Below are 23,099 nucleotides of genomic sequence, written 5' to 3' on the forward strand. Positions count from 1 at the left end.
GCTTTTTGGCTTTGGGGCGTTCCGCGGCAATAATGAAGCGAACGTCCTGAAGTTCCCGGCGAAAATCAGGTTCGGTCCCGCTTTTCCCAAAACATTCATAAGACGTTTCCTTTTTGTTAGCAAAATTTTAGAAAGAAAGCGCTCCAATGATGGTATACTACTTGTATTACTTGAATACAGGATAAAGTTTGGGGGTGAGTAGACATGGCGATGCAGGAATTTCAGCTGAAACAAACGCAGCAACAATCGATCCGGATGACGCAGCAGATGCGACAGGCATTGCACATTTTGCAGATGCCCATGTCGGAACTGTCCACCTATATAGAAGACAAGGCATTGGGGAATCCGTTGATGGAAATCAAAAAGCGGGAATCGGGAACGGGCAGCGTTGCTGTCTCCAATGTTTATACGGCGGATAATCAAACGCCCTGGTATGACCGGATGGAAAGCAAGAATCAATCGCTCTATGATTTTTTGCATGAACAGATTTATTTGAACATGAAAAACACACCGCTCAGACAGCTGGTGCTGTTCCTCAGCCGATATGTGACGGATGACGGCTATTTGGATATCAAACTGGACGAGGCTGCGGAGGCAACTGCGGCCGATGAAGCGGAAATGTTGGATGCCTTGACGCTGCTGCAACAGTTGGACCCGCCCGGTGTCGGCGCACGCAATCTGCAGGAATTTCTGATGCTGCAGACCGAAAGGGATGAACAGTCGCCGCCGCTGGCCTATTACATACTGGAAAATTATTTCAAGGAATTGTCGACCTATCGTTTGGAATCAATTACAGATACCGAGGAAATCGACCATGATGAGCTGATCGAAATCATCACCTATATGAGCAAGCTGAAGACGAAGCTGCAGTGGGAGTCCACATTCGAGGAGACGGTCTTCATTGAACCGGATATCTATGTGACCATAGCCGAGGATGACACACTGGATGTTTCATTCAATCAAAGCGGTCTACCCTCGGTGGCTTTAAACCAAGACTATTACAGCGAATTGTTGGCGTTGGCGGATAAAGATATGAAACGTTATCTGGAAGAAAAGAAGAAAGAAATTTCCTGGATCCAGCAGTGTGTTCTCCAACGGACACAGAACGTCATCAAAATAACGGAAGCCATCCTGCAGCTGCAGGCGGATTATTTCTTGGAAAAAGCCTCTTCGATGAAGCCTATGACGATGAAAAACATCGCCAAACTAACGGACCTGAGTATTTCGACGGTGAGCCGGGTCGTGAACGACAAATACATGGCGACCCCGAAAGGCATCTTTGAATTGCGCTTTTTCTTCCGGAGCGGATTTTCCAAAAAAGATGAAGAGGATTCGGTAGAAATTTCTTCGTTGGTTATCGAAACCGAAATAAAGGAAATAATCGGCCGCGAAGAAAAGGCGAAGCCGGTTTCCGATCAGGTGATTGCCAATCATTTCACCGCGCAGGGAATCGACATCTCGCGCAGGACGGTGGCGAAATACCGCATGGGTTTGGGCATACCCTCCAGTTCGAAAAGAAAAAGGACATAATTATGTCGATCGGTGTGACTGGTTAATAGGACAATCAATGGGGAAAAGTAGGGATTATGGGACCGTTGGCAAGGGTCTGCGATCCAGTTCCATCATCGGACCGCTGGTGTTCTTCCTGGGCTTCAACATCGTCGAAGTTTTTTCTTTGAAGTTTTGTACCGTTGGCCTTTTGGCGACGGCATGAAGCAGCTTAGGAACCTGCGAAACACTTGTAATGAATGCTGATCAACAAAAGAAAAAGGGGCTGCATCCAACCAGAAATACGTATCTGGTTGGATGCAGCCCCTGCGTTCATTTCTATTGCTGCGCAATCACTGATTATCCACTGGATTGCCGAAGGATGGTTTTGCTTTCGGCGCAAAACGTTTTTTCAATTCGGAAAGTTTGTCCGTCTCTTTGCCGTCGGATCGAGGATCCACCGTAACGTTCGGAAGGTTCTTTTGGGCAGTGGACAGCATCAAGCGGATACGGTTCAATTGGTTCACGGAAGAAACGCCCGGATCATAATCGATGGTTGTGATATTGGATGCGGGGTACTGGCTGCGCAATTCCTTCAGCACGCCTTTGCCGACGATGTGGTTAGGAAGGCAGCCAAACGGTTGCATGCAGATGATGTTGTTTGTGCCGCCTTTCAGCAATTCGATCATCTCGCCGGTAAGAAACCAACCTTCGCCGGTCTGGTTGCCGAGATTGAGGATTGTTGCAGCGCCATCAGCCAACTCGCGGATGCCGTTGATGCCATCGAAACGATTCGATGCGCGCAAGGCCTTGTCCATCGGCTTTTCGCACAATTCGATGGCTTTGATCATGAAGTCCCCCAACCATTTGCCGGATTTGGAGAAGCCCAGCTCCTCCGCCTTATATACCTGGTTGTAAAAGCTGTAGTTCATGAATCCGATCAGATCGGGAACGACGGCCTCTGCGCCTTCATCCTCCAGTATCTTGACAAGGTCGTTGTTGGCTGTCGCCGAGTATTTCACCAGGATCTCACCGACGATGCCGACGCGTGGCCGTACTTCATTGCGGATTGGCAGAGTGTCGAAGTCATGGATGATGGCTTTCATGTTTTTGTTGAATGCACGGAAGGAGCCGTTTTCGACGTTGCCTTTCACCCGTTTCAGCCATTGGGCATGCAGAGCGTCCGCACTGCCTTTGACGATTTCATAAGGTCTGGTGCGATACACGACCCGTTCAAACAAATCACCATACAGGACGGCGATCAGCATCCGCTGCAGCATAACCGGGGTAACCTTGAAGCCCGGACTTTGTTCGACGCCTTTGTTGCCCATCGAGAAGCTGAGCACCGGTATTTGCGGGAATCCTGCATCCACAAGCGCTTTTCTCAACAAAGGAATGTAATTGGTCGCCCGGCAGCCGCCGCCTGTCTGCGTCAGCAATACGGTCGTATTCTGCAAGTCGTATTTTCCACTTTCGAGAGCTTTCAGCATCTGCCCGATGGTGATGATGGCAGGGTAGCAGGCATCGTTATTGACGAACTTCAAGCCTTCGGAAATATCGTCCTGTCCCTCTTCTTGAAGGGGGCTGTTCAGTTGGACGATATTGTACCCCAAGCTGCTCAACGCCACTTCAATCAATCCGTTTTGATGGATGGGGCTCATCATCGGCACCAAAATCGTATGGTTCTTGCGCATTTCCTTTGTGAAGATGATTTGCGGCGGCGTGTCATACAGTTTTTTCGGTTCAAAGTGTTCTTTGTCGCGCTCCACCATGGCCGCCTTCAGGGAACGGATACGGATGCGGATGGCGCCCAGGTTCTGGCCTTCGTCGATTTTCAGGACCGTATGGATTTTACCGTATTGCTTCAGTATCTCGCTGATCTGATCCGTCGTGACGGCATCGATGCCGCAGCCGAAGGAATTCAATTGGATCATCTCGAGGTTTTTGACCTTGGTGACGACGCGGGCTGCCGCATAGAGACGGGAATGGTAGGTCCATTGGTTCACGACCCGCAGATCGTCGACATCCTCCAGATGGGAGATGCTGTCTTCCGTCAGGACGTGGAACCCGTACGCGGTGATGACTTCACTGATGCCATGATTGATTTCCGGATCGGAGTGGTATGGACGCCCAGCCAGGACGATGCCTTTCTCGTTGTTCCGGATGATCTGTTCGAGGGCTTCTTCGCCTTTCCTTTGCATATCGGCTTTGTAGGCATCCAGTTCGTTGAACCCCTTCTCGACGGCGCTTGCCATCTCTTCGCGGGAAATGCCGCGATCGGCAAATGTCTTGGTCAAGGCCGCGATGACCTGGTCCTTATCATCCAAGTTCAGGAAAGGATTCCGGTAATCCTGGGCACCGCTGCGGATGTCATCCAGGTTCATGCGGATGACGTCCGGATAGGATTGCACGATAGGACAGTTGAAATGATTTTCCGCATGCTGCGATTCGGCTCTTTCAAATACCACGCTCGGGTAGAAGAGCACATCCACCTTTTTGTTGATCAATTGCTGCACATGGCCATGCACCATTTTGGCAGGGTAGCAGATGGTGTCGCTGGGAATCGTCTCGATTCCTGTTTCATACAGTTTTTTGGAGGAGCGGCCGGATAGTTCCACCCGGAAGCCCAATTCATTGAATACCGTGAACCATAAAGGATAGTTCTCGTACAGGTTCAACACACGGGGAATGCCGATTGTCCCTCTTGCCGCATCTTTTTTCTTCAGCGGCTTGTAGTCGAAAAGGCGTTTATATTTGTAGTCGACCAAGTTGATTTTTTCATCGTGCTTTTCGATTGTGATTTGTCCGCCTTTGTCGCAGCGGTTCCCGGTGACGAAACGCCGGCCATCCTTGAAGATCGTCACGGTCATCAGGCAGTTGTTTTCGCATAGGGTGCAGTGCGTTTGTTTCTTATCGGCTGTAAATCCCTTCATGCCGCCTGCATCGATGATTGCGGACACGTCACCGGCTTCGTAGCCTTCCATGGCGATCAGGGCGCAACCATACGCACCCATCAATCCGGCGATGTTCGGGCGGATGACTTCGCGTTTGCTGATCAGTTCGAAGGCGCGCAGGACTGATTCGTTGTAGAAGGTCCCGCCTTGGCAGACGATCTTTTCGCCCAGATCTTCCGGACGCTTGATTTTGATGACTTTATAGAGCGCGTTCTTGATGACCGAGATGGACAAGCCGGCGGAAATATCCGCAACCGTGGCGCCTTCTTTTTGTGCCTGCTTCACTTTGGAATTCATGAAGACCGTGCAGCGCGACCCCAGATCGACAGGATGCTCCGCCAGCAAGGCGATCTTCGCGAAATTTTTGATGTCATATTTCAGGGTTTTCGAGAAGTTTTCCAGGAAAGAGCCGCAACCGGAAGAACAGGCTTCATTCAGCTGGATGGAGGAGAGGATGCCGTTGCCCATAGTCATGGCCTTCATATCCTGTCCGCCGATATCCAAAATGAAGTCCACGTTCGGTTGGAATCTGCTCGCCGCTTTGTAGTGGGCAATGGTTTCGACTTCGCCCAAATCGACCGAAAGTGCGTTTTTGAGCAAAGCTTCGCCGTAACCGGTCACGCAGGCTTTGCCGATGTAGGCATTCTCCGGCATTTTCGCATACAGATCCTTGAGGATATTCATGGTCACTTGCAAGGGTTCGCCTTCGTTGTTGCCGTAATAGGTGTACAGCAGCTCGCCTTCCGGATTGATCAGCGTCACTTTGGTCGTGGTCGAGCCGGCGTCTATCCCCAGAAAAGCGACGCCGTTATGTTCTTCCAAGGGTGAATGGCTGACTTCGGCTTGGGCATGGCGGGCCCGGAAGGCCGTCAACTCCGCTTCGTCTTTGAACAGGGGCGATAAGGTGATGTCAGGTGTGAGCGCTTGGTTGTTTTCGGCGTTCATCTGACGGAATAAGGCCGGGAAGTTTGTGGCTTCATTGCCTCCGGAAGCCAGCGCGGCACCGATTGCGACGAACAATTGGGGATTATCCGGGAAAACGACATCTTCAGGCGCAATTTTCAGCGTCTCGATGAACCGATTCCGTAGTTCGCTCATGAAATAGAGCGGTCCGCCCAGAAAGGCTACCTTGCCTTTTATCTTTCGGCCCGATGCCAAGCCGGCGATCGTCTGATTGACGACAGCCTGGAAGACGCTCGCTGCGATATCTTCCTTTCTGGCGCCGTCATTGATCAGCGGTTGGACATCGGTTTTGGCGAATACCCCGCAACGGGATGCAATCGGATAGATGGTTTGGTGACCTTTCGAAAGCTCGTTCAGACCGGTTGCGTCCGTTCTCAGCAGATCCGCCATCTGGTCGATGAAGGCGCCCGTTCCGCCGGCGCAGCTGCCGTTCATCCGTTGTTCCAAGGAACCTTCGAAAAAGGTGATTTTCGCATCTTCGCCGCCCAGCTCGATGGCGACATCCGTCTCGGGTATGAGCGTTTCGACTGTCTTGGTGCAGGCGATGACTTCCTGGATAAAGGGAATATCCAGCAATTCCGCTAAACCGATTCCGCCGCTTCCGGTAATGTCCAAGGTGAAGGGAATATCCCCCAATTTTTCATAGGCCTCTGTGAAAATCATTTTTGTTGCGTTTTTAATATCAGAATAATGGCGTTCGTATTTTGAAAATATCGCCTCGTTGTTTTCATTTAAAACGACAATTTTTATCGTCGTAGATCCAACGTCAATCCCAATCCGCATTGGCTTTTGCATAATAATTGTTCACTCCTGATGACAGTTTTAATGGTAATGAATAGTAATATTGAACATAATGAAAATTTGTTTATGGCTATTTTAGCTTTCTTCCCACTACACTATTATATAGGAAACAATGAAAAATAGACAATGAAAAATGTTGGCCAAGACGACACGATCCGGAACATGCCGGTCATGAAAAAAGAATACCTATTTTGATTTCTTATCGCGAAACAAATAAAATCTGCGTTGGATGCGGACAAGCAAAATGAGCGCGGAAACGGCAATGTGACAGTTTCAGGAATCGATGTCCGCCTCTAATCACACGGTCGTGTGCAACAAGAAGATAATTCAAACGCATGAAAAGGCCCGAGAAATATCCATCGGGCCTTTTCATGCGTTTATGGAGAAGCTTTCTTTGATAAAACAGTCAGGAACTACATTGCGTCATCTTACTTTCAATCAGCCTTCAGCGTTCGGACCAGTTCCTTGTCCGGTGTCACATAAAGGGTTTTCTGTCCTTCGTAGATGACAAATCCTGGTTTCGCGCCATTGGGTTTGCGGATGTGCTTAACCGCTACATAATCCACCGGCACATTCGAAGAATTTTGGAATTTCGAATAATAGGCAGCCAATGTCGCCGCCTCGAAAAGCGTCTCCTCGGAAGGGGAATTGCTTTCAATGATGACGTGCGATCCGGGTATGTTTTTCGCATGTAGCCAAATATCGGACTTCCTGGCTGTCTTCAGCGTCAACTGATCGTTCTGCACATTGTTCTTCCCGATCAGGATGGTCGTGCCATCCGAAGACAGGAATTTGTGTGGCTTGCTGCTTTTGTGCTTTTTCTGTTTACCTTTATACTTTTTCTTCAAATAACCGGATTCACGCAGCTCATCCTTGATTTCCTCCAAGTCCTGCGGATCAGAGAGTTGGATCAGCGTTTCGATGGACTCCAGATATTCGTTCTCCGCATGAGTCTGTTCGATCTGCTCATTCACATATTTGACTGCAGTGGTGAGCTTCTGGTATTTAGAAAAGTATTTTTGGGCATTTTGGGAAGGCGTCAGCGCAGGGTTCAATGCGATCGTGATCGATTTTTCGTCATCGTAGAAATTGGCAAGCGTCACTTCCGTGTCGCCTTTTTGCATCTGGTAGAGATAGGCCGTCAGTATCTCTCCTTTGACCCGATAGACATCCGCTTTTTCGGTTTCGAGCAACGTCTGATCCAATTTTTTCAGCTTCAGCTGGTTTTTCTTCCATTCGGTGTGGACGATATGGAGCAATTCGGAAGCGACTTGGTTGATGCGGTCCCGGGATGCCTTTTCATCGTAATAAGCATCCAACAATTCACTCAGGCTGGTATACGCCTTCTTCTCGCCGGGCAAGCTCCGGAACGCGAATGGAGTGAAGTGTTGCTTCTTAGCCGATTCCTCCGTCAAAGTCGGGATGCCGGATTCAAGCTGCTGTCTGAAAGCGAGAATGGCATCGGCAACCGACAGACCATCCTGCTCCACTAAGTAGCTGATTTCCATTGCGGAATCGCTGCCCAAGCCCTGGAAGGCTCCCTGCAAGGATTTGAATAACGGCAACTCAGCGCTGAAAGTGGCCGCGATGGCTTCCAGTTCAACCTTTTCCAACGCAAAAGGATTCGCTTTATCCTGGTGGGGTGGCAATTGATAAGGGACCCCTGGATGCAAAGGGCGGAAACTGTTTTGGTAAAACGGTACATGTTTCAAGCAATCGATGATCAGTCTGGTTTGCTTATCGATCAGGAAGACATTGCTGTGGCGTCCCATCAGCTCGATGATCAACTCCATTTGGCGCTGGTCACCGATTTCATCGAAATTCCGGAACGAGAAGATGATGATCCGGTCGTTACCCAGTTGTTGGATATCTTCAATGTAGGCACCTTCCAGATTCTTGCGCAGCACCATACAGAAATTGGGCGCTGAATCGGGATTGGATAGGTTATCGTTGATTACTTGTATCCGAGCGTAGGATGGGTGAGCAGATAGCAAAACCCGTTTATTTTTCCGGTTGGCTCGTATGGTAAGAATAATTTCGTGCTGGAACGGCTGATAGACTTTGCTGATTCGGCCGTTTTCCAAGTCGCGGTTCAGTTCCTTGACCATAGCACGGGTAAAAACACCATCAAAAGACATGAAAACACCTCCTAGTACATGTCAATATACGCTTATCATTATAGCATATCTTCAGGCGTGAAATCCTTCGAGCTTCATCATTTATATGAATGCGCAGCAGTTCTTTGGACGCGTGCCCAAGAAAGACACAGATGGAGAATCCGAAAAAGAACATTATGCAAGTGCACCCGGGAGATATTTTTTTGATTTCTCTTGAACGGAAAAATTAAAAGGTATTCCTGGATACAAAGGGGGGAATGTGCGCCTCTTTTGTATTGCAATGGAAGTGAATTTCAAATAAAGATGAAAACGATAAAATTATAACAAAGCAATAAAGCGATGTTGTTAAAAATAATTAGTTTGAAAGATTTGGGCAGGGACCTCTAAAAAGAGGAATATGCAAAAAAAAAAATCGGGTTATTACTTTTAGAAAACATGAACAATCAGAAAAAAACATAAACAGATGTTTAAAAAATTCGTTAATGCGAAAATGACGATACCCGTTATTCTTGTTTTAAAGAGAAATATATTATACCATTTAAAGAATACATATTGCGCATAATGTCAAAATCCTTTATAATGGACAGGTAATCGAATATAGATTCTACGTGCAGAACGTTAACTTGGTTAATAAAAGGATGTTCCATCCACACGGACTATAAAATATTTACATTATTTTTTAGAAGCATTCTCAGAGCCCGACAGGCACAGATTGGGAATGACTGAATCTGATTAACTTCAGTTTAAACACTCCATCTTAGTGATTTATAGTACAAAAATACAGGATGCTATCGTAAAGAATGAATAGCCGACATTCTATTTAAAAATCCGTTGCTGCCGATTATTCGGAGGGGACCGTCTGGATGCAGGATCCCTGTTTCGTTGCAACGGATTTAATGTCTTGGGGGGGTTGATAGCGCTTTTATGCCGTGGGTGGGATCTGTTTCCAGCCACATGGACGCATAGGGGAGTTGGATTGATTCAGAAGCAATCTAATAGGATCTATTGATTTTTTTCGGTAGCATATCTCCGAACTGGAGCAAACATCAAGCAGAAACCTTTATTGGTACTTCGATTACATCAAAAAGTTTTCGATGCAGGAGACATGTTTTCCAAAACTTTTGGATGCTCGCCCTTAACCGGTCATCGGTGGGGTGGGTTTTTTTGTCGCTCTTTTTCGGAAGCGGCAAGATATTTGGAATTTCATTAAAATATCTCATTTTTCTCTAATGCCCATCTTGACATTGTTTTTAACATTGGGTACTATTGATTTATCAGCAGATAAAGGAGCAGTTATTATGAGAAAATTTACTTGCGTTTCTAAACCAAATAGATTCGATTGGCAAAGCCGCGTAGAGTAGGTTGTTCTTTGTGACGTAATGACTGTCCATAGATACAACCTCAGATGAACCGTCTGAACGAGTATCTATGTGGATTACTAAAGATATTTTATCGCCACATAGACAATAAGGGTCTGTGTGGCGTTTTCTGTTTTAAAGCTGCCATACACAGTTCAGATGGCGGCTATTTTTTATCATTTATAAATGAAACAAAAAAATAAAAACTAGAAAATATTGGAGGAATTCGACATGAATAAATTTTTAAAAGTAGGATCAACGCTGTTAACACTTTTGGCAATAACCTTTTTGGTCGCTTGCGGAAACACGGGCTCGAACGGTGGAACTACTTCATCGGATGGGTCTGCCTCAAGCTCTTCAACGGCAGCTTCTGATAGCGATCTTCCTTATATCGGTATCATGCAATTGACGACTCACCCTGCATTGGACTTGATCACTGAAGGCATCATCGATCAACTGGCTGCTGCGGGTTATGTTGATGGCAAAACCGCCACAATCGATTTCCAGAATGCCCAAGGTGACCAATCGAACATGCAGTCCATAGCAGAACGCTTCGTTTCCAACCACGCGGACATCATGATCGGGATTGCGACGCCGGCAGCACAAGCCTTGGCGAACGCTTCTAAGGACATCCCAATCATCATGGGTGCGATAACCGATCCTGTAGCGGCCAAATTGGTGGCATCGATGGAGGCACCCGGCGGAAACATCACAGGCGTCAGCGACAAGACACCGACACGCGATCAATTTGTTTTGATTCAACAATTGATGCCTCAAGCCAAGAAAATCGGTATCCTGTACTCTTCGGCCGAAGATAACTCCATCAGTTCCGGAAAAGAAGCCGAAGAAGTGGCTAAATCTTTAGGGCTTGAAACGGTCACGAAAACGGTCACTTCCACAAACGACATTGCCCAAGTAGCCGAAAGTTTGGCAAATCAAGTGGATGCCATCTATGTTCCTACGGATAACACGATTGCAAGCGGGATGGGTACGTTGATTCCCATCACTGATTCTTACAACATCCCTGTTTTCCCGGCAGTAGATACGATGGTCAAAGAAGGCGGTTTAGCGACAATCGGGCTGAACCAATATGCTTTGGGAACCCAAACCGGTGCCGTGGCAGCCGACATCTTGGCAGGTGCGGATCCTGCAACCTATCCCGTTCAGTATGCAAGCGGGATCGAATTGGTCATCAATCAAGAAAAAGCCGATCAATTGGGGATCAAGATTCCTGATGACATCGCACAAAATGCAGTTTATGTAAAACAAGGGGAGTAATAACTATGAACATGATCATCTCTGCCGTTTCCCAAGGCTTGCTTTGGAGTATATTGGCACTGGGCTTATTTGTAAGTTTTAGGATTTTGGATTTAGCGGACATGACGACCGAGGGGGCTTTTCCCCTCGGCGCTGCCGTTGCTGTACAAGCGATAACATTAGGGGTCAATCCTTATCTTGCCATTATTTTTGCGATCATCGCCGGTTGTGCAGCAGGATTGATCACTGGCTTTTTGATTACAAAATTGCAGATCCCCAGCTTGCTGGCCGGGATTTTGACGATGACCGGTCTCTATTCCATCAATCTGCGCGTGATGGGCCGGGCCAACATCAGTCTGTTAGGGAAGAAAACGGTCTTCACCGCTCTTCAAAATATGAATTTACCGCGCCATTTTGACACCATCTTTTTCGGCCTGGTTGTAGTGCTGTTGATTATCTTCCTTTACACCATCTTTTTCAAAACAGAATTCGGTCAAGCCTTGATCGCAACCGGTGATAACGAAGCGATGGCAAGATCATTGGGTATTTCGACCAATACGATGAAAATCATCGGTTTGATGCTTTCCAACGGTATCGTGGCTTTGGCCGGTTCCATCATTGCGCAGGACAACGGCTATGCGGACATCAGCATGGGTATCGGTACAATCGTTATCGGACTTGCATCTATCATCATCGGTGAAGTGCTGTTCACAAATGTTTCCTTCAAATTGCGCCTGGTTTGTCTGATCATCGGATCGGTGCTGTACAGATTGATTATGGTATTGGTATTGGAAGCCGGCATGAATCCAAACGACTTCAAGCTGATTTCCGCCATCCTCTTGACATTCTTCCTGGCGTTGCCGAAAATCAAGGAAACTTACTACCTATATCAATTAAGAAAGAAGGTGAGACGCAATGGCTAATCAAGAAGCGATGTTGACGATGACCAACGTCTCAAAAACGTTCTACCCCGGTTCACCCAATCAGGTGAATGCTTTGCAAGACGTTAATCTGACGGTCAATAAAGGGGATTTCATCACTTTAGTCGGTGGAAACGGCGCCGGGAAGTCCACTTTGCTGAATGCCATTTCCGGCAATTTCCTTCCCGATACCGGCGACATCGTCGTAAACGGAAACAATGTGACTTACCTGAAGGAAGATAAACGCGCACCGTATATCAGCCGTGTTTTCCAGGACCCTAAGATGGGAACCGCGCCAAGAATGACCGTACAAGAAAATCTGTCCTTGGCTTATCGCCGCGGCGACAAAAGAACGCTGCGTTTCGGCACTTCAACCATCGAAAAGGCCTTCTTCAAGGAAGAATTGAAAAAATTGGGCTTGGGCCTTGAGAACAGGATGGAAGCCGAAATCGGCCTGCTATCCGGCGGACAAAGACAATCCATCGCCTTGTTGATGGCGACCTTGAAGAAACCGGATATCTTATTGCTGGATGAACATACGGCGGCACTCGATCCGAAAACGGCAAAGCTTGTCTTGGAATTGACCGATCAGCAAGTAACCGAAAATAATCTGACCAGCATCATGATCACGCACAACCTACAGGATGCCATCCAATACGGCAACCGTATGCTCGTTCTGCATCACGGCCAAATCGTGAAGGATTACGATGCCGAAGCGAAGAAAGCTTTGACGCCGGAAGCCATTTTCGCGGAACTTCAGGCTTTGTCCATCCAGGATATTTTGATATAAAACAGGAGGGTTCGCCGTGTTGCTGAAAAAAGGGGATGCCGTCGGGCTTATCAGCTGCTCAAACGGCCTGAAGAATACCGAGGCTGCTCATGCTCTCGTTTCGACGTTCACGCAATTTTTGGAGCGGGAATATGGTCTGGTTGTCGTATGCACCGCTGCCGTGTTTGTGGATGCAGAAACGGAAAGGACGCATCCTCCGGCTTTCCGCGCTGCCTGTCTGCAGGAACTCTATCTGAACGATGGCATCAAAGCGATCTTCGATCTGTCCGGCGGCGACCTTGCCAACGAAATCCTGCCTTTTCTTAATTTTGATTCCATCAAAGTGTATCCCAAACCGTATTTTGGCTATAGCGATAATACGGTGATCGTCAACGCGCTGCAGCAAAGGACGGGCATACGAAATTATCTGTATAATCCGAAGGTGTTGGTCAGCAGCGAGTCGCTGTTTCAAAAAGTCGCATTCGATGGGATGCTTGGCTCCAGTTCGGTGGACATGTCGGCATATTTGGAGCTGGATGGGCCACCAGGCTGCGAGCCACCGAATGATGCCTGCTATGTGGGCGGAAACATCCGGTGCTTGTTGAAATTGGCCGGAACCGCGCATTGGCCGGATTTCCGGAAGAAAATAGTCGTTCTGGAATCGGCCGGCGGTCAGTATGAGCAGATGTGCAGCGGATTGGCCCAATTGGAACAGATAGGCGTATTCGCGCAAGTACAAGGTGTGATACTTGGTCAGTTCATGGCACTTTCGAATAACAACCAAAGAGACGCTCTCATCCAGGTCTGCAAAAAGGTTGCCGATGCATACGCTGTCCCGCTGTGGACAACAGCTTTTATCGGCCATGATGATTTATCCAAACCGATACCCATCGGTTAAGAAAAGCGGTCCAAGCCGCTCTGCCTCGACAGAAATTTAGGAAATTTGGCCCTGAATGAGCATACTGCGCAATGGGTCAGATTTATCTAATTTCCGAGAGGCAGGCTTGGACCGCTAGACATCATGTGATGGCACGAAAAGAAACCTTTAAAAAACTGCTGTGATGCACTTCTTATATCAAAAAAATAATTTTCTTGCTGTTAACAAAAAAAGCTCCTGCTTGCGAATATCGCGAGCAGGAGCTTTTTGGTGTATAGGGACTATATTTTTCAGTAACGGATTACAGCAATTCTTTGCGGAGTTCTTCCCCTGATTTTTCGGATAGGTAAGCGACAGGGATGTCCAATACCGTGAAGGCTCCGGATTTGCCGTCTTTCACCAAACGTGCGGCTGCGCGTGCATAAGCGACCAATACGGACGAAGTGAATTCTGGATTGCTACCCAATTCCAGATTGAACTCAATCTTTTGTTTGTTTTGGCCGGAATTGCCTGTGCGGATGACGAAGCCGCCGTGCGGCATCGTTGTATGTTCCGCATCGAAGGTTGCATCATCGATGAAGGTAACCGTCGTATTGTATGGTTCGAAATAGTTGGGCATCGACTTGATTTCCTTTTCGATTTTTGCCTTATCGGCGCCTTCATGGACGACGACAAAGCATTCGCGCGTATGTTTTTCCCGAGTCTTCAATGTTGGGTTGGAACCGGAACGGACCGCCTTCAGCGCATCTTCGACAGGGACCGTATATTGAACGGCTTTCTTGACGCCTTCGATACGGCGCAATGCATCGGAATGGCCTTGGCTTAATCCTTTGCCCCAGAAAGTATAATTTTCCCCTTGCGGCAACACGCTCTCAGCCAAGACGCGGTTCAAGGAGAACAGGCCTGGATCCCAGCCGACCGATATGACGCTGACATGGTTGTTCGTTTTTGCAGCCGCATCAACTGCGGCAAAGTATTTCGGTATCTCGTTATGATTGTCGTAGCTGTCGATTGTATTGAAATGCTCGGCATAGGCCGGGCCTTGTACCGGCAGATCTGTTGCAGAACCGCCGCAAAGCAGCAACACATCTATCTTATCTTTAAAATCCAGGATAGTATCGATGGCATAAGCAGGGATGGTAGTCACCAAGGTTGCCGGATCTCTTCTGGTGAATACCGCAACAACTTCCACATCCGGGAACAACGGCAACGCGAGTTCTACGCCTTTCCCTAAATTGCCGTACCCAACCAAACCTATCTTTATTTTTTCGCTCAATTTGTCCACTCCCTACAATCAAATTTTGTACCCTCATTATAATTTAGCAAAATACTGAATGCAATTATTTTGACAGAACGATGCCAACAACCTGATCAGCCAAATGGATGACGATAATAGACGGGTATTCCAGTAGCTTTGGTTGACAAAAAACGCTCGTAGCGTTATTATTTTAACAACAACAGAATGAATTTCCTTTAACGAAAGTCCAGAGAGACTGCTAAGGAGCAAAAAAGTATATTTTATATACCGACCTTATGCCCATTGTCTCTTTGATTATGGGCTTTTATTATGCAAATTTATCTTATTTGAACAATTTCATATCGAATGTGAGACTTTAAGGGGGTCCAGTGAGGCCCGCAAGGTCACTACAAGGCAGCTTTATACCCAAAAAGTGTAAAGCTTGCTGGCCTAGAACCTGGAGAACTTACAAATTCTTTGGGTTCTTTTTGCCTCCGTTCACAAAAAAATTATCTGGAGGGCTAAAAAATGATGCAAACAACGAATCAAATCGCATTGCAAAACTTTGTCACTGTTGAGGAACTTACAAACTTGGAAGTCATGTCCCTGATTTTACGTGCTTCAGAATTCAAACATGGTGCTCTTCCTGATAAAGAACTGACAAACGGAATATATGCTTCTAATCTGTTTTTTGAAAACAGCACCCGTACACACAAGAGTTTTGAGATGGCTGAAAACAAACTGGGAATGGGCGTCATCCATTTTGATACATCAACCAGCAGCATCCGCAAAGGAGAATCCCTTTATGACACCGTCTTGACTTTATCGGCAATCGGTGTCGACGTTGTCGTCATCCGTCACAGCGCAGAGGCCTATTACAAAGAATTGATCAGCAGCCCTACCATAACGGCATCCGTCATCAACGGCGGCGATGGCGCAGGCCAGCATCCAAGCCAATGCCTGCTGGATTTGGTTACGATCTATGAAGAATTCCATTATTTCAGCGGCTTGAAAATCGCCATCTGCGGGGATTTGACCCACTCGCGTGTAGCCAAATCAAATATGCAGATGTTGCAACGTTTGGGAGCCACCCTGTATTTTTCCGGCCCATCCGAGTGGTACGATGAATCGTTCAATGCATACGGCACTTATGTCGCCATCGACGACATCGTCTCCGAAGTAGATGTGATGATGCTGTTGCGTGTGCAAAATGAGCGCCACGAAAACGATGATAAGAGCTACTCCAAAGAAGAATATCTGCAACAATTCGGGCTGACGGTTGAAAGAGAACGTATGATGAAGGACAGCGCCATCATCATGCATCCAGCTCCGGTCAACCGCGATGTGGAATTGGCTGACAGCCTGGTGGAATGCGGCCGTTCCCGCATCGTAACGCAAATGACGAACGGTGTCTTCGCAAGGATGGCAATCCTGGAAGCAGTGCTGAACGGAAGAAATGAGCAAAAGAACCGTTAATGACGGATACAAATACATACTTGGAGGTACAACATGTCAGTTTGGATCAAGAATGCAAAGATGTTAAGTCAGAAAGAGGAGTTAATCCCGGTAGAAGTATTTGTCAAAGGTAATAAAATTGCTGCCATCGGTAATAATTTGAATATCGCCGGGGATGACGTTACCGTCATCGACGCAAAAGGCGGCTTGATCACACCTGGTTTGGTGGATGTCCATGTCCATTTGAGAGAACCGGGGTTTGAATATAAAGAAACAATCGAAACCGGTTCAAAAGCGGCGGCTCGCGGCGGATTCACGACTGTCTGCGCCATGCCTAACCTTAATCCCGTACCGGATACAGTGGAAAAATTCCAAGCCATCCAGCAATTGATCAAGGATACGGCGGTTGTGCATGTTCTTCAATATGCCCCGATTACAGAAGGCTTACGCAGTGATGTTTTGAGTGACCAACCAGGTTTGTTGGCAGCCGGCGCTTTCGCTTTCACGAATGATGGTGTAGGTGTCCAAACGGCAGGGACCATGTATCTGGCGATGCAGGAAGCTGCTAAAAACAACGCGACTCTTGTTGCCCATACAGAGGATGATTCGCTATTATTCGGCGGCGTCATGCACGAAGGCACCCGTTCGAAGGAATTGAACCTGCCTGGCATTTTAAGCGTGACGGAATCTTCGCAAATCGCACGGGATATCCTTTTGGCTGAAGCGACAGGCTGCCATTATCATGTCTGCCACGTTTCCACCAAGGAAAGCGTCCGGGTCATCCGCGACGCGAAACGCGCCGGTATCCACGTGACTGCCGAAGTGGCTCCGCATCACTTGATACTGATCGACGGATCGATCCCGAGCGACACAGCCGTTTATAAAATGAATCCACCCCTTCGCGGAGCAGCAGACCGTGCTGCTTTGATCGAAGGCTTGTTGGATGGCACGATCGACTGCATCGCAACGGACCACGCACCGCACAGCGCAGAGGAAAAAAATGGCGGCATGGTCGGTGCGCCATTCGGCATCGTCGGCAGCGAAACTGCCTTTCAACTGTTGTACACGAATTTTGTTCAAGGCGGTGTATTCACCCTGAAACAATTGGTGGATTGGCTGACGATCAAGCCGGCATCCGTTTTCGGAATGGATTGCGGAACGCTTGACATCGGCGCTCCAGCGGATATCGCCATTTTTGATCTGGACGACGAGTATGAAATCCGCAGCGAAGATTTCCAATCCAAGTCCACGAATACACCATTCATCGGCTGGAAAGTCAAAGGCGAAACCCTATATACATTGGTTGATGGTAAAATCGTCTATTCTAAATAATGATCGTTTAAATCATCGATGATTTACCGGTAATAGGGATACAGACGGAATCGAAAAACTTCTGTCTTGAACGAAATAAAGCAAAAAAATAAAAATAATATTGAACATAAAGAAAGCAGCAATGGCATTGAAAAGCATTGCTGCTTTCTTTATAATGACAAGGTCATTATAAAAAGGATAATAGGTGAACAGATGTCAAAACATATCAAAAGCATGATCTTGGTTATTGTTTCAGTGATGATTACAGCAATCGGCGCCAGCATCATGGTAAAGGCAAACGTCGGAGTCGGCGCATACGATGCGCTAAGTGCCAGCATGAGTCATATCACCGGTATAAAGATAGGCACTCTAGGAATCATATTAAATATCACTTGTGTTTTCATTCAATGGTTTCTATTGAAAAAGGATTTTCCAGCCAGACAATTCTTTCAAATAGCCGTTTCGATTATTTTAGGACAAGTCGTCAATGTGATGCTCTACACGATATTCGCCGGCCTCACAATTGATCATTATTTTGTCAGAGTGTTGATGGTTCTTAGTGGCGGCATCATTTGTTCAATCGGTGTCGGGTTTGTGATGGCGCTCAACTACATCAGCATGCCTCTGGAAGGGGCCTGCATGGCGGTCAGCGAGAAATGCAACATGAATTTCGGGAAAGTCCGTCAAACGGTCGACGTACTGCTGATTGTCGCAGCCCTTTCGTTAGCCTTCTTCAGCGGCACGAACATCACGATCCGAGAGGGCACGATGCTTACGATGCTGATTTTCCCCGCAAGCATGAATTTTGTTTACGAAAAGATGAAAGCAACTTCCTTACTCCAAAAGCTTTCCACCGAAGTCGATTAGGAATCACAACATATAGTTTGTATTCAAAAGAAAACTACTGTATGATGTATTCATCAAGATTTAAAATGAAACAAGCCTGAGAAGCATCGTTGTTTCGTCATTGGAGGGTACCGTCATGTCAAATAAAAATATCGTCGTCTACACAAAGCCGAATTGTATGCAATGCAACTTCACCAAGAAATTCTTGGATGATAACAATATCAGCTACATAATAAAAGATGTCCATGCATCGGAAGAAGCATTGGCGGAAGTGAAGAATCTCGGATTCCAATCCTTGCCGGTAGTCGTTTTTGAAGGAACGGAACCCTTTTTCGGGTTCAGACCAGATTTACTGGAAGAATTGATCACAGCATAATCGTTTCAATGAGGACTTGGGCATGCCGCTCAGGTCTTTTTTTGTCGTGGTTATTTTCAGAAAAAGGCCGGTGGTTATATATTCCGCTTTCATACGATATTCTCAAGTTTGTTAAAACATGATAAGATAGAGGAAGCATAAAAAAGGAGAGGCCTATGAAAAATTTGGAAAACAGGATAGTGGAAGACGGTATTGTATTAGAAAATAACATACTGGACGTAGATTCTTTCTTAAATCACCAAATCGATCCGGTTTTGATGCAGGACATCGGAAAAGAATTCGCCAGACTGTTTCGGGATGAAGACATCACGAAGGTATTGACGGTGGAATCTTCCGGGATTGCACCGGCCGTATTCACTGGACTTTATTTGGAGGTTCCGGTCGTATTTGCAAGGAAAAACAAAAGCGTCACACTGAGAGACAACGTGTATGTGACGGACGTCTACTCCTATACGAAGGAAACCACGACTGAAATGTCGGCATCAAAATTATTTTTGTCAAACCAAGATAAAGTTTTGATCATAGATGATTTTTTGGCAAACGGCCAAGCGGTTTCCGGCTTGCTTGCGCTGTGCAGACAGGCAGGGGCTTCGGTGGCAGGCGTCGGCATTGTCATCGAAAAATCTTTTCAAAAAGGCAGGATACTGCTGGAAGGGTCCGGGATAAGACTGGAGTCCCTTGCCCGAATCGAAAAAATGGATCCTGACAGCATAACCTTTATCAATCATTAATTCAGGGGGCGGACGAAATGACAGAAAGCTTATACCATACAGAAATTATCAACGATGAAGGATTGAACGGGACGGCATACGTGAAAGATGGCATAGCCGTTGTGACTTCCGATCCTTTGGCTGACACGCCGGGGACGAATCCAGAACAGCTATTCGGGCTTTCCTGGGCGACCTGCTTGAACGCAACCGTTGCGGCTCTTTTAAAAGGCCGAGGGATGGAAGCAAAATGCAAAGTCGAAGTCCACGTTGATTATCATAGAGAAGAAAGCGGAAGAGGCTATTACTTCGATTTAAAAGCGATCATCGCAATCGAAGGACTGGAGTTGGAATTAGCAGAAAAGATTGCCCAATCAGCCCATAAAAGATGTCCCGTATCGAAGATCATCGGTCCGTACGAGCACGTCAGCATCGCCGTCGTGCCTTATGTAGCATAACGGGCTCCTTGTTGTTTGCGCTTTCTTGATGTTCTTGGGATATGTTAAAATGGAAGAAAATGAAAAGGGTGGCGTGGAATATGCTGAAAAACTTTGATTTTAATGCCGTTGATACAACCTTTGCCGACCGGAAAAGATCTGAATTGGGCGCCGAACTGGCAGCTTTGCAGAGGAAACTGCTGAACAGCGACTCTTCACTGCTGATCATTGTCGATGGCTGGGAATCCTCCGGCAAAGGGTACATGTTAAAGGAGTTTACGCGTGAACTTGATCCGCGTTATTTTGAAGTGAGTCTCTACGATGAGCCGACCGACGAGGAAAAGGCACATCCTTTCCTGTGGCGTTTTTCACGGGACTTGCCGGCGAAAGGGCGCATTGCGCTTTTTGACAGGAGCTTCTATTTTGAATTGATGAGCGAATTGAAGCTTTCCGATAAGAAGCTGAATCACCAATTGACGGACGTCAGTTTTCTGGAGCGGATGTTGACTGCGGATAATACGCTGGTCATCAAGTTTTTCCTGCATCAGAAAGAAAAAACGATGGTAAAAAGAATCGAAAATCTAAAAAAAGATCCCTACCGCGAATTACTGATTACGGCTGAAGACGAGTTGCAGATCAAGAAATACAGCAAATACCTGAACCATTTTGACGAAGTGTTGGAAAGAACGAATTTCGAAGGATCCCCATGGCATATCATCTCCACGGAAGACTTAAAAAATGCCTCCAGAGAGGCTTTAGGGATCACCATAAGGGCATTGAAAGAACATTTGGAAAAACCGTCTGGGGAAGAAGCAGATGTCCCTCGTCCTGCGTCGGCCATAAAGCCATTGGCAAAAATCGACTTATCGAAAACAATCACCGAACAGGAATATGAAGCGCAGCTGGAAAAGCTCCAAAAGGAAGCCGGCGAAATCGTCTATGAATTATGGATCAAAAAAATTCCCTGCATTCTTGTCTTCGAAGGGACGGATGCGGCAGGGAAAGGGGGAGCGATCAGCCGTTTGACCCGGATGATGGATCCCAGGAGCTTTGACGTCGCCACAACAGCGGCACCGACTGAGCAGGAAAGGCAGTACAATTACCTGTGGCGTTTCTACCAGACTTTCCCAAGCAGAGGCAAACTGACCATTTATGACAGAAGCTGGTACGGACGGGTATTGGTGGAACGCGTGGAAGGGTTCACGCCTGAATACCGCTGGGCTGCGGCTTATGATGAAATCAACGAAATGGAACACAACCTCGTCCATGATGGCAATCTCATTATCAAATTCCTGCTCGTCATCGACAAAGAAGAACAAGAAAAACGGTTTAAAGAACGCGAAGCGGACCCGGAAAAGATCTATAAGCTGACCGAAGACGACTGGCGCAATCATGAAAAATTTGACGTATATGAAGAAGCGATGAACGAAATGCTTGTTCGTACAAACACAATTGACGCACCATGGATCATTGTCGAAGGAAAACAAAAAGAATTCGCCAGAATAAAGGTGCTGAAGGAGTTCATCGGACGGGCAAAAGCATTCATCAAAAAAAATAGCTAAAATATGAGCGGGGCGTGCAAATTGTTAACAAATAAGAGAATAACCGTATATGTAACCGGAGGAATTGCTGTATATAAGGCAGCGGACCTTGTCAGAAAATTGATCAAGGCTGGAGCTGATGTGAAGGTCGCCATGACTGCATCCGCTCAGGAGTTCGTCACGCCGTTGACCTTTCAAGTATTGAGCAAGCATGATGTATCCACAGATACCTTCAACGAAAGGGAGGCGCAATTCGTCAACCATATCCATTTGGCCGATTGGACCGAGCTTGCCATCGTTGCGCCGGCAACAGCAAATGTCATCGCCAAGATGGCTAACGGAATCGCCGATGACTTTGTGTCGACGGCTTTATTGGCGACAACCGCACCAAAACTGATTGTGCCGGCGATGAATCAACATATGCTGGAAAATCCGGCTACAGTCCGCAATCTGGCCAGCCTGAAGGAATATGGTTATGAGGTCATGGAACCGGCAACTGGATTCCTTGCTGAAGGATACGAAGGGAAGGGGCGCATGCCGGAACCTGATCAGATTGTCGAGGCAGCCCAACATTTTCTGGTGCAGCAGACTAAGGATTTGCCGCTAAAAGGAAAATCCGTCATCATCACAGCTGGGGGAACAAAAGAACGGATTGACCCGGTGCGTTTCATCACAAATGATTCATCCGGAAAAATGGGCTACAGCTTAGCCAAAGCCGCCCGCAATCTCGGTGCTCAGGTGACACTGATATCTACGACCAATCAATTGCCAATTCCATTCGGAGTTGCATTCGTTCCGGTGCAATCTGCGGCAGAAATGGAAAAAGCGGTCTTCGCTAAATTTAACGATAGTGATATCGTGATCATGGCTGCAGCCGTATCGGATTACAGGCCGAAAACGGAAGCTGCCTATAAGATCAAGAAAACGAACGAGGACTTAACCTTGATTCTTGAAAAGACAACAGATATCTTAGCAAGGCTTGGAAAAGAAAAAAAACACCAATTTTTGATCGGTTTTGCAGCTGAAACAAATGATGTGGAAACGTACGCAAAAGACAAACTGGCGCGTAAGAATGCCAACATGATTGTAGCAAACGACGTATCTCAAGCAAATGCAGGCTTCAACAAGGATACGAATGAAGTGATTATTTATCAACCACAATTGGATCCGATCCATATATCGGTCCGATCCAAGGACGCAGTCGCTGAAGAAATTCTGCATGCAGCGATCAACACACTGAATCTCTGAAAAGAATGAGACTGGTTGGAATGAAAAAAGATTAAAAAGCTTTTAAAAATAAAATTTTAGTTACACTATAGCAAAATTGCGAACGTATTTAAAATAACGCAATTTTGCTATTTTAATGTATTCGAAGAGAGCTCATTTAGATAAACCGTACTATCCATTCAATCTCTATATAACTTGGTATAATATATATTATGTAAACTAGAATATATATTTTTATGGATGGCTATATAAATAGCGATCCTCCCCCTGTTCCATAAGGATTTCCAGGTCAATAATCATTTCAAAATAAATGAGCGTTCAAAAAGGATATTTTTTATTTGTTATGCGCATTTTTCTGCCTAAAGCTGAACGGATTAGCTGTCAGGAAATTATTTTTCTAAAGTTTCCATAGATAAACCAGAAAACATGCCCGTTTAAGCAGCGACAGCAAAAAGATT

General features: G+C 46.6%; 17 protein-coding genes. 14 read left to right on the top strand and 3 right to left on the bottom strand.

Annotation, left to right across the window (positions count from 1 at the left end; all coding sequences use genetic code 11):
* The first annotated feature begins 204 nt into the window (after positions 1-204).
* Together rpoN and BM101_RS13970 are read left to right on the top strand one after the other, a co-directional pair.
* Positions 205-1,530: an RNA polymerase factor sigma-54 gene (rpoN, locus tag BM101_RS00875; RefSeq protein WP_087031465.1), complete on the top strand. Its 1,326-nt coding sequence runs from the start codon at positions 205-207 to the stop codon at positions 1,528-1,530.
* Positions 1,531-1,567: 37 nt separating this feature from the next.
* The gene (locus BM101_RS13970) at positions 1,568-1,714 is read left to right on the top strand and encodes a hypothetical protein (protein WP_177194304.1); all 147 of its coding nucleotides are present in this window, start codon (positions 1,568-1,570) and stop codon (positions 1,712-1,714) included.
* Positions 1,715-1,841: 127 nt separating this feature from the next.
* Here the strand turns inward: BM101_RS13970 and BM101_RS00880 are convergent, their stop codons facing one another.
* Both BM101_RS00880 and BM101_RS00885 read right to left on the bottom strand, forming a co-directional pair.
* Positions 1,842-6,200 carry a 2-hydroxyacyl-CoA dehydratase gene (locus BM101_RS00880; protein ID WP_087031468.1) on the bottom strand — a complete coding sequence of 1,453 codons (4,359 nt, stop codon included), beginning with the start codon at positions 6,198-6,200 and terminating at the stop codon, positions 1,842-1,844.
* A 440-nt stretch (positions 6,201-6,640) separates the two neighbouring features.
* The gene (locus BM101_RS00885; protein WP_087031471.1) at positions 6,641-8,344 is read right to left on the bottom strand and encodes an NFACT RNA binding domain-containing protein; all 1,704 of its coding nucleotides are present in this window, start codon (positions 8,342-8,344) and stop codon (positions 6,641-6,643) included.
* A 1,568-nt stretch (positions 8,345-9,912) separates the two neighbouring features.
* Here BM101_RS00885 and trpX point away from each other — a divergent pair.
* Genes trpX through BM101_RS00905 form a run of 4 tightly spaced genes read left to right on the top strand, consistent with a single transcriptional unit; the run spans position 9,913 to position 13,525 of the window.
* Complete coding sequence (gene trpX, locus BM101_RS00890) at positions 9,913-10,959, top strand: tryptophan ABC transporter substrate-binding protein (protein ID WP_087031474.1); 1,047 nt, start codon at positions 9,913-9,915, stop codon at positions 10,957-10,959.
* A 5-nt stretch (positions 10,960-10,964) separates the two neighbouring features.
* On the top strand, positions 10,965-11,861 hold the full coding sequence (locus BM101_RS00895; protein WP_087031476.1) for an ABC transporter permease: 897 nt from the start codon (positions 10,965-10,967) through the stop codon (positions 11,859-11,861).
* Positions 11,854-12,648, top strand: coding sequence for an ABC transporter ATP-binding protein (locus tag BM101_RS00900; protein ID WP_087031478.1), 795 nt, complete (start codon positions 11,854-11,856; stop codon positions 12,646-12,648). The genes BM101_RS00895 and BM101_RS00900 overlap by 8 nt, the downstream gene beginning before the upstream one ends.
* A gap of 16 nt (positions 12,649-12,664) precedes the next feature.
* On the top strand, positions 12,665-13,525 hold the full coding sequence (locus BM101_RS00905) for an LD-carboxypeptidase (RefSeq protein WP_087031481.1): 861 nt from the start codon (positions 12,665-12,667) through the stop codon (positions 13,523-13,525).
* Positions 13,526-13,805: 280 nt separating this feature from the next.
* Here BM101_RS00905 and BM101_RS00910 read toward each other — a convergent pair whose 3' ends face one another.
* Positions 13,806-14,780 (bottom strand): diaminopimelate dehydrogenase, encoded by a 975-nt coding sequence (locus BM101_RS00910; protein WP_087031484.1) that lies wholly within the window; start codon positions 14,778-14,780, stop codon positions 13,806-13,808.
* Between the two features lie 489 nt (positions 14,781-15,269).
* Here BM101_RS00910 and BM101_RS00915 point away from each other — a divergent pair, with 489 nt between their 5' ends.
* The 8 genes from BM101_RS00915 (at position 15,270) to coaBC (ending at position 22,662) form a co-directional block, all read left to right on the top strand.
* Positions 15,270-16,217, top strand: coding sequence for an aspartate carbamoyltransferase catalytic subunit (locus BM101_RS00915; protein WP_087031486.1), 948 nt, complete (start codon positions 15,270-15,272; stop codon positions 16,215-16,217).
* Positions 16,218-16,250: 33 nt separating this feature from the next.
* Complete coding sequence (locus tag BM101_RS00920; RefSeq protein WP_087031489.1) at positions 16,251-17,528, top strand: dihydroorotase; 1,278 nt, start codon at positions 16,251-16,253, stop codon at positions 17,526-17,528.
* Between the two features lie 192 nt (positions 17,529-17,720).
* Complete coding sequence (locus BM101_RS00925; protein WP_143084395.1) at positions 17,721-18,374, top strand: YczE/YyaS/YitT family protein; 654 nt, start codon at positions 17,721-17,723, stop codon at positions 18,372-18,374.
* Between the two features lie 115 nt (positions 18,375-18,489).
* Positions 18,490-18,729 carry a glutaredoxin-like protein NrdH gene (gene nrdH / locus BM101_RS00930; RefSeq protein WP_087031494.1) on the top strand — a complete coding sequence of 80 codons (240 nt, stop codon included), beginning with the start codon at positions 18,490-18,492 and terminating at the stop codon, positions 18,727-18,729.
* Between the two features lie 155 nt (positions 18,730-18,884).
* Positions 18,885-19,460, top strand: a complete 576-nt coding sequence (locus BM101_RS00935; RefSeq protein ID WP_087031496.1) for a xanthine phosphoribosyltransferase — start codon at positions 18,885-18,887, stop codon at positions 19,458-19,460.
* A gap of 17 nt (positions 19,461-19,477) precedes the next feature.
* On the top strand, positions 19,478-19,894 hold the full coding sequence (locus BM101_RS00940) for an OsmC family protein (protein WP_087031498.1): 417 nt from the start codon (positions 19,478-19,480) through the stop codon (positions 19,892-19,894).
* A gap of 80 nt (positions 19,895-19,974) precedes the next feature.
* On the top strand, positions 19,975-21,435 hold the full coding sequence (locus BM101_RS00945) for a phosphate:AMP phosphotransferase (protein WP_177194305.1): 1,461 nt from the start codon (positions 19,975-19,977) through the stop codon (positions 21,433-21,435).
* Between the two features lie 21 nt (positions 21,436-21,456).
* Positions 21,457-22,662, top strand: coding sequence for a bifunctional phosphopantothenoylcysteine decarboxylase/phosphopantothenate--cysteine ligase CoaBC (coaBC, locus tag BM101_RS00950; RefSeq protein ID WP_087032100.1), 1,206 nt, complete (start codon positions 21,457-21,459; stop codon positions 22,660-22,662).
* The last annotated feature ends 437 nt before the right edge of the window (positions 22,663-23,099 follow it).

It is taken from the genome of Trichococcus palustris (assembly GCF_900114465.1).
In the GTDB taxonomy this organism is placed as follows: domain Bacteria; phylum Bacillota; class Bacilli; order Lactobacillales; family Aerococcaceae; genus Trichococcus; species Trichococcus palustris.